The organism is Acidicapsa acidisoli, assembly GCF_025685625.1.
GTDB classification, from domain to species: Bacteria; Acidobacteriota; Terriglobia; order Terriglobales; family Acidobacteriaceae; genus Acidicapsa; species Acidicapsa acidisoli.
This window is the reverse complement of sequence record NZ_JAGSYI010000001.1, coordinates 92648-107890: the sequence shown is the minus strand read 5'-3', so window position 1 is coordinate 107890 and position 15243 is coordinate 92648. Positions and strand designations below refer to the sequence as shown.

Here is a 15243-nt window from a genome sequence, read left to right as displayed (position 1 = left end):
GTCTTCTTTGACTGTGATGGGCTGACGGCTCTGCAGGGCAGTGCAAGCTGGGAATCTCAATTCTCCGGCAGTTTGGTTACATCCCATCCTCCTCCCAGTGCTTTGATCAGAAGCACGCTTGCGTCCAGGCGGCGCTGAAGGATATCGATGTCATTGCGTTGATTGTTGAGCGCGGCTGTTTGCCATGTAACGACCTGCAGATATGTATCTACGCCACCTTCATAACGAGTCTGAAAGAGGTCAAGGGATTGTTCCGCGGATGCGGTGGCCTCATGTTGCTGTTGCGCTTCATTCTCGAGTACACGCAACGCCGCCAGATTGTCCTCCACTTGCTGAAATGCGGTCAGGACTGTCTGGCGATAATTTGCTACCGTGGCGTCATACTGAGCTACGGTGATGTTCTTTGTGGCGAGGCGGCGACCAGCGTCGAAAACGGTTTGAGACAATGCTGGTCCGACAGCCCAAAAGCGGCTTGGCCAGTTGAACCAGTTAAGTGCTGACGTCCCCTGAAAACCGGCGACACCGCTCAACGAGAGTGTGGGGTAGAAGGCCGCCTGGGCGATGCCGATCTGTTCATTCGCAGAAGCCATTCTACGTTCATCCCCAGCGATATCGGGTCGACGCTCCAGCAAGGCAGCCGGCATTACTCCGGGAATATCTGGCATGATCTGAGAATCCTGATTGAGAGGGAGCGGCGGCAGTGTTAGTTCCGCAGGAGGCTTACCGATCAGGACAGCGATGGCGTGCTCGTATTGCGTGCGGCGCACTTCGGTGTCGGTAAGTTGAACGCGCGCTTGATCGAGTTGAGTCTTGGCCTGTGCCAGATCCGATTGAGGCGCTGCACCTCCCTCGAAGCGATCCTGAGTAAGTTCCACCGCATCCTGGTAGGCCTTGACCGTATCGTCGAGCAGCTTAGTTTGCGCGTCCGCGGATCGCAACCCAAAGTAGTCCATCGCGAGCTCCGCATGCAGGCTGAGCCGGACGCTTTCAAGATCGGCGCTGCTCGCTTGAGCCTGCTCTCGGGCCGATGTCACACCGCGCCGCACCCGGCCCCACAGATCGATCTCATAATTCAGATCGACAGGTAGGGCGAAGCTTCCCCCGCCGTTGTTTGCGAGATTGTTGGAGAAGTAGGGCTGATTCGCCGAGTCGCGAACCGTGGATACTGATGGCGCAACCCCAATAGTGGGCGCCTCGTTTGAACGCGCGTAGCCAATCTGCGCTCGTGCCGCGCGAAAATTGGCTTCTGCCGACTTGAGGGACTGGTTCGCGGTGTCAACCTTTCCCTCGAGCTCATTCAATTGAACATCTTGAAACAAAGTCCACCAGTCGCCCTTGAGTTTGGCGTCACCAGGCTGGCCAGGCTTCCATCCGCCCTGCTCGGCGAAGGATGCGGGCGCCATCTCTTTGAACGCTGGCGCCGCAATAGCGGCCGGCATCTTGTAATTCGGCCCTACGTTGCAGCCCGACAGAATCAGCAGCGTAACCGCAATCGTCAATGTGAATACGTTTCTCATTCCGCATCGCCCTTCTCGACAATCACATGTTCTCCTTGAGCAAGTGAGTCAGGGGGGTTCAGGATGACATGATCTGAGGGAGCAAGGCCCGAAATAATCTCGACCGTGGCCCCATAGTCCTGACCGATTTGTACAGGAGCCAGTTGCACGCGGCTGGCACGCACAACGCCAACGCGCAACCCCTCCTTGCGGAATAACAGGGTGTTCGACGGCAGTGTCATGGATGCACTCGAGGGGGGAATCGGCAGATGGACGAATGCATACTGGCCCGGAAACAGCTTGTGCTCCGAATTGACGACATCAACCTCGACGTTGAGGGTCCGGCTTGAGATATCGATCGAATCCGAGTTGCGCACCATTGTTCCGATTAACTTCGCACCCGGAATCGCGTCCGAAGTGATTGCGATGTGGTCGCCGTTATGGACCTCGTTGGCGTATACCTCGGGAACCGGAACGAAGAGACGCAACTTGTCCGTCGAAGCCATATGAAATAGCTCTAACTTTGGGGAGTTGATGTCTCCAGCCTGAATTAGCGCTCCGATATCGATGTTGCGGGCGGTGATCACACCGTCGAATGGCGCAGATACCTTTTCGAACCCCTGCAGTTGCTGCAATCGCCGTACATTCGCCTCAGCCGCCGACAGCACAGACTGGCGGGCACTGAGATCACTAGTGGCCTGATCGGTCTCCTGTTTGGAAACCGCACTCTTGGTGAGCAGTTTGGTCCAGCGGTCTGCTGTAATCTGGGCGATCTGTTGGTTTGCCTGTGCTGCCGCAAGATCCGACTGCGCCTGCTGCACTTGCTGATCAAGCTCTGGTGTTTCGATCTCGGCCAGTAATTGACCGCTATGGACGTGGGTACCAATGTCTGCATACCACTTGCGCAAGTATCCGGTGGTGCGGGCATATATCGGCGTGTCGATAAAGGCTTGTGTGTTTGCGGGTAGTGTGATCTCTTGCGCCGCCGCTCCCTGGGTAGGCGTTGTGACGGCGACCGCGAGGACCGCATCCTGGTGGGTCGATATCGTCAACTTCTCTTCGGCATGAACTCGGGTGCGAATGCCAGTAACGACGAAGACACCTAGCAACAGAGCAGCAAGAACGCCGGCGATAATCGGGCCGTGCCCGAGACTCCGCTGAGTATGGACAGAGAAAGGGTGTGCGTCCTCGGTTGCGGGGCCGCGAGGGTCATTTTGTTCAGGCACGTAGCCCTCCTGTATGTGATTCAGTGAATCTTCGTGTCCATTTTGTTGTTGCATCGACTTTGACTCCACGTTGGTTGCTGTCAGTTTTGACCTTCAGCGATTCAAGCGCACGTCTTCCGTGCCCTTATGCGTGCTGTGATCGTTAAGCGTGTTCGAGTTCGACAGAATCCGCTGGCTTCTTTGCTGCGCCGTGCAGCAAGGCGAAGACAGCCGGAACAAAGATCAGCGTGGCCACCGTTGCACAGAGCAGGCCGCCAATCACGGCGCGCCCGAGGGGCGCATTTTGTTCCCCACCATCGCCAATCCCCATGGCCATCGGGATCATGCCGATGATCATGGCGAGTGCAGTCATGCATACTGGGCGAAAACGAGCTGTGCCGGATTCGATGGCTGCGAGGATCGCGTCCCTATGCTCTGCAAACCGTGACTTGGCGAACGACACGACTAGAATGCTGTTTGCCGTGGCCACGCCCATGCACATGATCGCGCCCATCAGCGCTGGAACGCTAAGCGTCGTGTGCGTAAGGAAGAGAAAGATGACGATGCCGGCCAGTGCCGCCGGAAGTGCGGTAATGATGATGAAGGGATCCAACCATGATTGGAAGTTCACCACAATGAGCATGTAAACGAGGACGATGGCGAATATCAGACCGCCCAACAGCCATGTGTAGGACGTTCGCATTGTCTGTACCTGGCCGGTCAAGGAAACGAACATGCCGCGCGGCAGAGTCTTCTCGTGCCGATGAACGATGGCTTCCACATCATTAGCAACGGCGCCCAGATCACGGTCCTGCACCGCGCCATAAATGTCGATTACGCGACGGATGTTGTAGTGAGACACGATGGCCATCTCGTGGCCGCGTTGAATCGATGCCAGATCTCCGAGCACTTCCGGGGTTGCGCGAGGCGCTGCTATGGACGAATTGATGGGGATATTCTGAATATCCTGAAGGGATTCCATGTGATACTGCGGAGTCTGCGCGACGAGATTGTAGGTTACGCCGTTTTTGTAGTTAAGGAAGAACATCGGCGTGATCTGAAAGCTGCCGCTCAGAGTATTCAGCATGCTCTGCGATACATCGCGGGCCGTATATCCACCCTGCTCTGCCTTGGTCCGATCCATGTTTACATCAAGTGTGGGATAGTCCATTGGCTGCTGAATGCGAACATCAGCCAGGCCCGGCACTTGTCGCAGTTCCTCAAGCATTGAAGTCGCTTGCTGAGTGCTTGCCTCGACGTTGTCGCTCTGGAATTGAATATCGATGGGAGCCGGCAGGCCGAAGTTCAGCGTCTGCGTCGTGATATCCGCGGGTAAGAAATAAAAGTGCGTCCCCGGAAACTCCCGAGGAAGCTCACTACGCAACTTTCGCAGATAGTCCGCCGTTGGACGATGCCCCTCATTCAGACTGACTATGATGTCGCCATCTTCCGCTCCGACAAGACCTGAAGTTGAATGCATCGTGTTATACGGACTGTAGGGCAGGCCGAGATTGTCGAGGATGTTATTGAGTTCCTTACCCGGAATCTGGCTGCGAATCGATGCTTCGACCTGGTCAGCCAAACGCGCGGTCTCTTCGATTCGAGTTCCTGTTCTTGCACGGACGTGCAGGATGAATTCGCCGGAGTCTGAGTTGGGGAAGAAATCTTGCCCGAGAAACGGTAGCAACAGGAAAGCACAGAGGCAACCGCAGAGGAAAGCTGGAATAAAGACATTGCGAAACGAGACGAGCTTCGTCAGCAGGAGCTGATACGCAGTGCGCAAGCGGTCAAACAGAGTTTCAAAACCGCGCTGGAATCGAACAAGGGGATTTCGACTCGTTCCACTCTGCTTAGCCTTTAGCAGGTACATGGCGAGCGTCGGCACGAGTGTTAGCGACAGAAAATAAGAGGCGATTACAGCGAACATTACGGATTCAGCTAACGGCGCAAAAAGAAAGCGGGAGACGCCCTGAAGGAAGAACATGGGAAAGAAAACGATGCAGATGCAGAGGGTGGAGACAAGCGTCGGCACGGCAATCTGAGCGGCGCCATCCAGGATCGCTTCGCGCAGCCCATGGCCTTCTTCCAGAAATCTCTCAATGTTCTCGATCGTCACGGTTGCGTTGTCGACCAGGATACCGATCGCCAGAGCGAGGCCGCCGAGGGTCATCGTGTTGATTGTCTGTCCGAGCAGACCAAGGACGATCACCGAGCTGAGAATGGAGAGCGGAATCGAAATAGCGATGATGAGCGTAGACCGCCAACTGCCCAGAAACAAGAGGATCATGAGGGCGGTAAGGGCGGCAGCTATAACGCATTCTCGAATTACGCCGGAGACAGCCGCGTGGACAAATACGCTCTGGTCGCTTAACGGCGTGATCTTGAGGTTTGGGGGAACAACCTGGGCCACGCGGGGAAGCAAAGCCCGTATTCCCTTCACAATATTCAATGTCGAGGCATTCCCGGCTTTGAGTACGCTGATCAGCACACCCCTGTGACCGTCCTGCCGTACGATGTTGGTCTGAAATGCCGCACCATTGCTGACGGTGGCAACGTCGCGGATATAGACCAGCGCGCCGTTGACCTTCTTGATCGGCATCATGCCGAGCTCGTCAATAGTATGAGGAGCCGCGTTAGTGCGGACGTCATATTCCTCAGAGCCTATTTTCGCCGTTCCGGCTGGCGCGACCACGTTTTGATCGTTCATGGCCGTCAACAGGTCGCCTGGCGAAACGCCTTTCGACTGCATCCGGTTCTGGTCCATGCTGACGGTGATTTGCGGGCTCTGGCCTCCATAGGGAGACGGCAGCACGGCTCCCGGCACAGTCGCCAGCGGGGGGCGCACGGCGTTAGTGCTCAGATCAGCCAATTGTTGCTCGTTCAGTCCCTTGCCGGAGATGCCCAATTGAAGAATGGGTACGCTGCCCGCGCTGTAGTTGATAATTTCTGGTGGAAGCGTACCCGGGGGGAGTTGGCGCAATTCAAATTGCGAGAGCGCGGTAACCTGCGCATTGGCAGTATCGAGGCTAGCATCCGGCTGCAGGAAAATCTTGACGACCGATTGGCCGTTATAGGTCGTTGACTCAATGTGCTCGATGTTGTCGACCAGGACGGTGAGGTTCTTCTCGAATGGAGTCGTGAGCCGCCCTTCCACCTCTTCAGGATTCAAACCCGTGTACTGCCAGGCAACCGCGACGACCGGAATGTTGATGTTAGGGAAGATATCGGTTGGCGTGCGCAGGATCATAAGAGGGCTCACGATCAGAATGAGCAACGCCAGAATGATGAAAGTGTACGGCCGATTCAGAGCCAGTTTAATAATCCACACGGTTCACAATACCTTTCTGCTGCGGCCTACTGCCTAAGTCATCGGAAAGACTGTAAGTACAAGAATCAATTCCGACCTGTTGAGAAGGGGCCAAATGCATTTTGTGGTTGCGAGCAATGTCGTATAAGCAACGAGCCACATTTCTTGTTTCCGTTAGAGGCCATGCGCCAACTTCAATGGGTCGGTATGTCCGACCCTTCTTGTTCTACAGGGAGCAGACGACTAATGCGTGTCTAGAATTTTGTTATTGGATCGATCCCTTCGCTAAGTGTCTTCGTCAAACCAAGAGAGGCTGGCTGGTCCGAAGCCCATGACTCACTTGCGTGTGAACCGCATCGCCGGCCACATCCCCAAGACAGGAAGTGCCAGTGCTGGTGGCGACGTCCATATAACCAGGCAGGTTGTACCAATTGGCTTTTCTCCTACCTGGGCGGCTTTTATCGCTGTCGCCTAGTGGGGCAGTCGGGCAGGTGGGCATCGAAGTCCGCGATGAGGCGCGAAGAATTGCGCTAGCGTTTCCCTGCTAAGCGCCGCATGTCAAGCGGGCTGGACGCACGCTTCTCCGCTACCGGTTCTGATCCGATGAGTGCATCGATGGACGGAACTGTTTGTCTGAGTTTCGTCGTTTCGGAAACGTGATTGCGAATCCAGCTCTGGCGACTATGTTGTTCCCAACATCTCCGTTGGCAGTATCGATGACATACTCGACCGGTATGGCCTCAAAGGATAGCCGTCGCGTTAACGGGATCGTCAAGCCACCGCCCACGCACCACCCCAACGAATGGCTTATGGTTCCGGCGCTGGAGGCCCGGATGGAACCAGGGCCAGTAAACACGAAGGGCGTCAACCTCGTTTTGTTGCCGAATCCGTGAAAGACGCCGTAGAACTCTACGTGAACATTTTCGTCCTTGCCGTAAAGGTTCGCAAAGTCGGCAAATACGCCAACTTGTTTGTTGATGTTGAAGGTGGGCAACACCTACCAGCCGTGCGTACTTGTCCAAGCGCCGGTGGTACCCTCCGTGAGTTGGGAGAGGTAACCGCCTCCCGCAGATCCCCAGTCCATTTCCTTCTGTTGCGCCAGCGCGACCGCACCGCACGAGACTGTCAGAGCAATGAATAATACTACAAATGTTAACTTCACAAACTCTCTGTAGAATAGTGATTTTCTGGGCGCTGACAAACAAGTGCGGACTCTACCTCCGCACAGCATTTGAGCTTGTATTACTGAATCCGGTCAGGGGCAAACCGCGCTTCTGTCCCTGTTCGTTGTCATGTGGTCCGCTGCCGGGTCAGCGTTTTGTCACGCATTCAATTTCTCCACTCCAGCAACATCCAATGGAGTCCTGTTCTCGTAACGAGAATCGTTGTATGTTGCCATCATCTGGATTACCGCGGACAATGCGAGTCCTTTACTCAGTTGTTATGTGCTTAAACCATTCTGTGACGGGCCTTGCATGGGCTTTCTGATGATTCGATTGATCAGGCATCCACGATGGTGTGTCCAAACTTCCGCTCTATATTCAGTAGGAGGCTTACCAGACAACAATGCGCTTCCAGTTACTTGTTGTAGTCCGAAGGAGTGAGGACTATCGCAGAAGATCCAGCGAACCCTGCCGCCTCACGTTACTCCGAAACAGCAATGCGCGGACGGTGCCGTTCCGCAACCCTCTAGTCCCGTCGTTTATCACTCGCTCTTCAGATTCAGTCCTTCATCCAATTGGCGATAGTGGAATACCACGCCGGAGTGCGATTGATCTTTAAATCGACGATCATCTTCTCGTATTCGGCGCGATAGGCCTTGCTCATCTGGATATTCATGAAAGACTCCGGGCTCTCATTCCATACCTCATAGATAAGAATGCTCTCTGGATCACGCATATCCTGGACCAACGACGCCTCGACAAACGTCTCCTCCCTCGCAATGTGTGTGAAGACATCCTGCAACTTTGTGACGAACTCCTGCTTTGCAGACTCGTCCATTTGAAAGCGAACAATAAGCGTAATCTTGTCTGACATGTCAATCTCCTTTAAGTGAAAGCCGTATCTCCACTGCGCATACTAACGGTGTGTTGTTGCGAACTCCAGCCCTCACTTGCGAAACGCTAACACACGACCGGCCTGTGTGCGACTCAATTCCTGGCAGCTTTGAGTGGGTGCGTATCTTAGGCAAAGGAATGGATACGTAATCGGAAGATTGTGCACGTATCGTTGTTCGGAGTGCGAATCTTGAGATCGCGCGATGCCATCTGATCACTGTGGCCGGGACCCGGCCAGGAGAAATGAATATGCCACAAAAACTCGCAGGAAAAGTAGCAGTGATCACCGGTGGAAGCAGCGGGATCGGGCTCGCAACAGCAAAACGGTTCGCCGATGAAGGCGCTTATGTGTTTATCACCGGACGCCGGCAAAGCGAACTGGAAACCGCTGTCAGCCAGATCGGGCAAAACGTGACGGGCGTCCAGAGCGACGTCTCAAAAATGGCCGACCTAGACAAGTTGTATGCAATGGTAAAGGAGCAGAGAGGCAAGCTGGACATCGTCTTTGCCAACGCCGGTACCGGTGAGTTTGCTCCACTCGGGCAAATCAGCGAAGAACATTTTGACAAGCAATTTGATGTGAACGTGCGGGGACTACTGTTCACAGTGCAGAAGGCGCTCCCGTTGCTGCAACCCGGCGGATCGATTGTATTGAATGCATCGATCGTTTCCTCCACGGGCAGTCCATCCTTCAGCGTCTACAGCGCGACCAAGGCTGCTGTCCGCTCATTTGCGCGTACCTGGTCCGTAGATCTCAAGGATCGTAAGATCCGGGTGAATGCAATCAGTCCAGGCATAATTCCGACGCCGGGCTATAATACCTCGCTTGGGTTGACGCAGGAACAGGTCGATCAGTATGTTGAGAGCTCGATTGGCAATATCCCTCTGGGCCGTCCTGGCACTGCGGATGAAATCGCGAAGGCCGTCTTGTTCTTGGCCTCTGACGACAGCAGCTACGTAACCGGCATCGAGCTGTTCGTCGATGGCGGGCTCGCCCAGATATGATTGGCGGTTGCTCGGAACGGAGAACGTGATGCAGAGCGTAGACGATCTCTTGAGAACGAACCTGGAAGCATTCGGCGAGCGCGACGCAGAGAAGCGGCGCGCGGCCATTTCGAAAATATGGGAGCCTGACGGTGTCTTCCTCGATCCTGAAGGTCTGCACATTGGAACCGAAGCCATCGATGATGCTATCGAACACCTATTGCTCAAGTTTCCGGATTTCATTTTCAGCGAGCTGGGTGCACCAGATTCCCATAACGGAATAGGAAGGCTGGCATGGGGTTTTGGTCCCGCCGGGAAAAAGCCGGCCGTCACAGGCCTCGACGTGATTGTCTCGAAAGGCGGCAAGATTGAGGCGCTTTACACATTTCTCGATCCCCTGAGAAATGAAGAAACGGATGCAGAGCCAGAGGCTGGATGACCGCTTCGAATTTGGCATTTTGAAGGGCTGGACGTTGTCGGGTGCTTGCTGTTGCCAATAATGTTCACTTGCAAGTTGCACTCTACGGCGATTAGCCTGACAAAATCTCCTCCCGCAGTGTTGGCCGCCCGTTTCCAACGAGTGATTAGAAGAACTACCAGTCTGGGACGCATTTTAATGGAGCGGCGACACAGCAGATTGGATTTGCGATGACCAAACCCGATAGCGCAGAATCTGCTGGAATTGACAAAAACCACTTCGAAGATCCGAAATCTCTCCCGCATGTCGAATCTGGAGTTGAACGTTCGAAGAACGAATCGGGCTTGTTCTCAACCGAGTCGGTACTCAACATTCTAAAGTTGATTTTTGCTGGGTCTCCACTACCTGAAGTGCTGACGATCATTGCTCGGTTGGTTGAATCTCAAGGCGATGGCTTATTCTGCACAATCTGGCTTCTCGATGAAGACGGAAAGTATCTTCATTGCGCAGCGGCGCCAAGCCTTCCTGGATTTGTCGCTCAAATAGGGCGCGCGGAAGTTTGCGCGAAGGGTGCGTCCTGCGGCACAGCTGTCTACCGCAGGGAGCCGGTGTATGTAACCGACATCCTGACCGATCCCATCTGGGAAAACTATCGCGAACGCGTGTTGCCTTATGGAATTCGCTCCGCCTGGTCGCTCCCCTTGTTCACTCGTGAAGGCAGACCCCTTGGCGCTTTTTCTATCCATAGTCGTGAGCCACGTAACCCCAGTGCCGCCGATCTGCAACTGATCGAGAATGCCAGCGACATCACAGGTATAGCAATTGAGCGACACCTGAAAGAAGAGCAGTTGCGGCGCACCGAGGCTTATCTGAGTGAGGCAGAGAGATTAAGCCACTCGGGTAGCTTCGTATGGGATGTTCATCGACCGGGCCCCTCCTATTGGTCGGCAGAGATGTATCGGATCCACAGACGTGATCCATCGCAGGGGCCTCCCCTTTTTGAAGAAGACCGGTCCCTCCAGTCGACCGAGGACTGGGCTGGCTTGATGGCCGCGGCGGAAAAATCGACGCGAGAGAAAACCAACATCGAATACGAGTCCCGTCTACTCTTTCCTGACGGGTCGAAAAAGAATATTCGAATCGTGGCTCATCCAGCAGTCAATTCAGAGGGTGATGTGGTGCAGTTCGTTGGCACCACAATAGATGTCACCGACCAGCATCGGGCGAAAGCGGCATTGGAGAGCGCATTAACTGAGATCACTAATTCAGAAATACGCCTTAGAACAATTATCGACACAATCCCGGTGATGGCTTGGTGCGCCCTGCCGGATGGTTTTGCTGAGTTCCACAATCAGCGCTGGCTGGACTACACCGGCCTCTCCGATGAGGAGGCGAGGGGATGGGGCTGGAGAACTGCGATTCATCCTGATGATGCGCAAGACGCCGTAGATGATTGGCGTGACATCATAGCTTCAAAGAAGCCCCGCGAAGGCGAACGTCTCATTCGGAGGTTTGACGGAGAATATCGCCGGCATATGTACCGTGCCGAGCCGTTGATGGATGACCAGGGAAACGTCGTTCGATGGTACGGCACCCTCACCGATATTGAGGACCGCAAACGCGCTGAGGACAGGCTCCGAACCAGTGAACAAAACTTTCGTCAGATCGTTAACAGTATTCCTGGCCTTGTTTCTACTTTGACGATGAGCGGCGAAATTGAATTCGTCAATAATCAGACATTGGAATATCTTGGTAAGCCCCTTGACGAATTGAAGAACTGGGCTGTTTCCGATGCCGTTTACACCGACGATCTTCCTAACGTGATTGCCACGTTGAGAACCTCGATCGAAACGGGCCAACCAACTGATGTTGAGCTCCGTCTTCGCCGGGCTGATGGTGTCTATCGCTGGTTTTTGCTGCGCCGCCTGCCACAACGTGACGCGGATGGCCGCATTATGCGCTGGTACACCTTAATGACGGACGTTGAAGATCGAAAGCAGGCGGAAGACAATATCCGGCGAAGCGAAGCGGACCTTCGACAGATCTTGGATTTTGCACCTCAGTACGTCGCTGTATTGGCTCCTGATCGCGATCGCACTCGTCTGTATGCCAATCAAATTGCGCTCGATTATCTCGGGTTCACTCTTGAAGAGTGGCGGAACACCGATCGTCGCGAGTATGTCCATCCGGATGATTGGGAGCGCGTGACTCGCGAAACTCAAGATAAATTGTTGAGAGGACTCCCGCACGAATTCGAAGTACGTCTTCGGGGAAAAGACGGGAAATATCGCTGGTTTCTTAGGCGTCGAAACCCGGTACGAGATGAACAGGGACGTCTAACACGTTGGTATTCCGCAGCGACCGACATTGACGATCGCAAGCGGGCTGAGCAGCGACTTCGGGACGAGAACATTGCGTTACGCGAAGAAGTTGATCAGGCATCCATGTTCGAGGAGATCGTCGGCTCCTCATCGGCACTCCGACGCGTCTTATCGCAAGTGGCGAAGGTAGCGCCCACCGATTCCACGGTTCTAATTCTTGGTGAGACTGGAACAGGAAAGGAATTAATCGCGCGGGCTATCCACAATCGATCGAACCGTTCAACCCGTGCATTTGTCCGAGTGAATTGTGCTGCGATTCCACAATCCTTGATCGCGTCCGAACTCTTTGGGCACGAGAAGGGTGCATTCACCGGTGCAACACAGCGACGTTTGGGAAGATTTGAACTTGCGCATGAGGGAACGATCTTCCTGGACGAGGTGGGAGAACTTCCGGCCGAGACTCAGATAACTCTCTTGCGCGTGCTCCAAGAACGAGAATTCGAACGCGTAGGAGGAACCCGGCCGATTTCAGTGGACGTGCGGGTCTTGGCAGCGACTAACCGCGACCTGGACGCTGCTGTCGGTTCGGGAAGCTTCAGGCAAGATCTCTTCTACAGACTAAATGTCTTTCCAATTGAGATTCCGCCGCTTCGGGAACGGATCGATGACATTCCAGTATTAGTAGAGTATCTGGTTGAGCGCTATGCGAAGAAAGTGGGTAGAAGGATAAGAAATATAAAGAAGAAGACTCTAGAGCAATTTCAGGCCTACGCGTGGCCGGGGAATATTCGTGAGTTGCAGAATGTGGTCGAACGAGCCGTTGTTTTGAGCGACGGCGATACTTTCTGCGTGGATCAGCGCTGGCTGGAACCAAAGCATCCCTTTGAATCGCCATCGTCGGATACGACCGAAAAAGCGCTGAGACGAGTGGATCCTGATCGAGAAAGAGAAATAATTGAAGCAGCCCTAGCTGAGACGGGCGGGCGGATCGCCGGTCTATCTGGAGCAGCTGCCAGGCTCGGAATTCCTCGTCAAACTCTTGACTCGAGAATCGATTTACTGGGAATCAACAAAAGCCGCTTCAAATCTAAGTGATCAATCTGAATTTCCAATTGCTCTGACGCAGCAGGACGTTGCAAAGAAGCTGTGCATGGCGGCGATTCCCCAATGAAGCCCAATTATGGGTGAGACTTTCAAACGGCAGCGAGATTCTGCCGAAAATCAGAAATTGCCGAAAATCAGAACTTAGCCATCTCGCTAAGTTATCTATATCCATCAGCTTACATCTGGTCCGTCGCGTGCTTATCTAGAGCACGATGACTTTGCGAATATTGAAAATATCCGACGGAGCGCGTACCGTTCTCAAACTGAGCGGCCGGATTCAGGCCAGAGATATCGAGGATTTAAGCGCGCAGATGAACCGCCGAACAAGGGGAACCGTTCTTGATCTGCAAGAGGTAACCCTCGTTGATGCTGAGGTGGTTCGCTTCTTGGGACTGTGTGAAGCGAAGGGCGTCGAATTAGCGCATTGCTCGCCGTATATCCGCGAGTGGGTATTCAGAGAGCAAGCTGCCGACGAAGAAAACTAATTTTGGGGTTGGATATGAACAGCGAAAACGAGGCACTTTCACATAGGCGTGACTGGCGAGCATTCCGTAATGGCGGTGTGTTGCAACAGGATGGGTCACCAATTCGGAACACTGACATAGCTTCGGCGCGTTTGAAGCCTTGCCGGTCCACTCAGAAACAGAAAGATGATCATGAGACTCTTGAAGGCATCTCGGCGCCAAATGAAGCACCAATGGGCGCGGTGAATCTGGACCGTGGGGGCGCCCGTCTCAAAGTTCAGTTTGCAACTCTTGACCGAGCGGCTTCACTCAAGCTGGTTCCTGGTCCGGCCTGGGTTGAGCAGGATGGGAGACGCACTCCCATCAGTCTCCTCGAGTCGCCGTCTCCGGTGAGTGAGGTACCTCTTAGCCCACCCACACGGAAGGAAACGGGATGTATACAGCTGGACGCATCACGAGAAGACGGTTTATCGCCCTTTCAATTTAGGCGTGTCCTCACGTTCATAAACGAACGCATTTCCCGAACCGTCACTCTCTCCGACTTGGCACGCGAGGCAGGATTGAGTGCCGCCTACTTTTCCCAGCGTTTCAAATCGTCGACCGGAATCTCGCCGCACCAGTATCTGCTGCAGCTCCGAGTTTGCAAGGCGAAAAAGCTGCTGGAAGCATCGGAATCCCCAGTGATCGATATAGCAGCGGAATGTGGCTTTCAAACTCAGCAGCACTTCGCTCGCATCTTTCGAAGACACACTATGAGGACCCCCACAGAGTATCGTCGACAGGCTCAACAATCAGCCCTCGTATCCAGCTACACAGATTTACCGTACACGAACGACATAAGCATTCAAGCAATCCCGTCGCTGCTTGCAGAGTCTCTGGCCTGATACAAGGCGGAGGTTTGGACACACCATCGGGGGTGCCTGATACATCGAATCATCAGAAAGGTCATGCAAGTCCCATCACGGAAAGGTTCTAAGCAAATGAACAACGTTACTAAATCAATCGCGTTGGTCGTATTGGCAGGCTACCTCGTAAGCGCACCTGCCTATTTAAGCGCACAACGCGAAACGCACCGTGTTCGAAATATTGTCCTGGTTCACGGCGCATGGGCAGATGGTTCTGGCTGGAAAGGCGTCTACGACATCCTTAATAAGGATGGCTACAAGGTAAGCATCGTTCAGGAGCCAGAGACGTCTTTCAAAGACGATGTGAACGCCACGAAACGTATCCTCGCGCTGCAGGATGGGCCGAGCATTCTTGTCGCTCACAGCTATGGAGGCGCTGTCATTACTGAGGCGGGCACAGAACCATCCGTTGCTGGTTTAGTGTACGTTGCTGCACACATGCCGGATGCTGGCGAAGACGAAGCGGATGATGGGAAGCGCTTCCCGAGCGACTTGAGCAAATCCAGCGCAATCAAGAGGGCTGCGGACGGCTTCACATATCTTGATCCCGCGCAATTTCATGAGTACTTTGCCGCTGATTTGCCTGTTCAGCAGGCCGCTTTCATGGCAGATTCGCAGGTCCTGAATTTTGCTGACAACTTCAAGGCAGTTATCACGACACCTGCCTGGCGCAGTAAGCCGAGCTGGATGATCGTAGCGACCAAAGACAGGACGATCAATCCCGATCTGGAGCGTTGGTACGCGGTACGAGCCAATAGCCACACCACAGAGATCGCAGGTGCGAGCCACTCGGTATATGCCTCCCGACCAAAGGAAGTCGCTGCTGTCATCGAAGACGCTGCGACGCATGCTCAGTAGTCATCTCTCTTTCGGATTCCTGAGCGGACGCGGTACCGGAGCACGCCCTTCTCCGGTACTGCCCGGCAATCCACGCCGTGGATCAAGACGATAACGAAGACGCAAGAGATTTCGAAATGCGAAA

Annotated in this window: 10 protein-coding genes; 5 read left to right on the top strand and 5 right to left on the bottom strand. The window is 54.2% G+C overall.

The genetic code is table 11. From position 1 onward, the window contains the following. Positions 1–56 precede the first annotated feature (56 nt). The 5 genes from OHL23_RS00430 to OHL23_RS00410 form a co-directional block, all read right to left on the bottom strand. Complete coding sequence (locus tag OHL23_RS00430) at positions 57–1517, bottom strand: efflux transporter outer membrane subunit (protein ID WP_263349768.1); 1461 nt, start codon at positions 1515–1517, stop codon at positions 57–59. Then, positions 1514–2722, bottom strand: coding sequence for an efflux RND transporter periplasmic adaptor subunit (locus OHL23_RS00425; protein ID WP_263349767.1), 1209 nt, complete (start codon positions 2720–2722; stop codon positions 1514–1516). Before OHL23_RS00425 ends, OHL23_RS00430 begins: the two co-directional genes overlap by 4 nt. Positions 2723–2864: 142 nt before the next feature. Beyond that, the gene (locus tag OHL23_RS00420) at positions 2865–6029 is read right to left on the bottom strand and encodes an efflux RND transporter permease subunit (protein WP_263349766.1); all 3165 of its coding nucleotides are present in this window, start codon (positions 6027–6029) and stop codon (positions 2865–2867) included. Between the two features lie 565 nt (positions 6030–6594). Further along, positions 6595–7002: a hypothetical protein gene (locus OHL23_RS00415; protein ID WP_263349765.1), complete on the bottom strand. Its 408-nt coding sequence runs from the start codon at positions 7000–7002 to the stop codon at positions 6595–6597. 728 nt (positions 7003–7730) lie between these two features. Next, a complete protein-coding gene (locus OHL23_RS00410) occupies positions 7731–8045 on the bottom strand; it encodes an antibiotic biosynthesis monooxygenase family protein (protein ID WP_263349764.1) in 315 nt (104 codons plus the stop codon). Between the two features lie 269 nt (positions 8046–8314). Here OHL23_RS00410 and OHL23_RS00405 point away from each other — a divergent pair, with 269 nt between their 5' ends. The 5 genes from OHL23_RS00405 to OHL23_RS00390 all read left to right on the top strand — a co-directional run bounded on the left by OHL23_RS00405 (position 8315) and on the right by OHL23_RS00390 (position 15119). Then, entirely contained in the window at positions 8315–9070 is a 756-nt protein-coding gene (locus tag OHL23_RS00405) for an SDR family NAD(P)-dependent oxidoreductase (RefSeq protein WP_263349763.1), read from the top strand. 28 nt (positions 9071–9098) lie between these two features. Continuing rightward, complete coding sequence (locus OHL23_RS00400; protein ID WP_263349762.1) at positions 9099–9488, top strand: nuclear transport factor 2-like protein; 390 nt, start codon at positions 9099–9101, stop codon at positions 9486–9488. Positions 9489–9697: 209 nt separating this feature from the next. Continuing rightward, entirely contained in the window at positions 9698–12883 is a 3186-nt protein-coding gene (locus OHL23_RS00395; protein ID WP_263349761.1) for a sigma 54-interacting transcriptional regulator, read from the top strand. 508 nt (positions 12884–13391) lie between these two features. Next, on the top strand, positions 13392–14240 hold the full coding sequence (locus tag OHL23_RS28635; protein WP_396127247.1) for a helix-turn-helix domain-containing protein: 849 nt from the start codon (positions 13392–13394) through the stop codon (positions 14238–14240). A gap of 96 nt (positions 14241–14336) precedes the next feature. Further along, complete coding sequence (locus OHL23_RS00390) at positions 14337–15119, top strand: alpha/beta hydrolase (RefSeq protein WP_263349760.1); 783 nt, start codon at positions 14337–14339, stop codon at positions 15117–15119. The last annotated feature ends 124 nt before the right edge of the window (positions 15120–15243 follow it).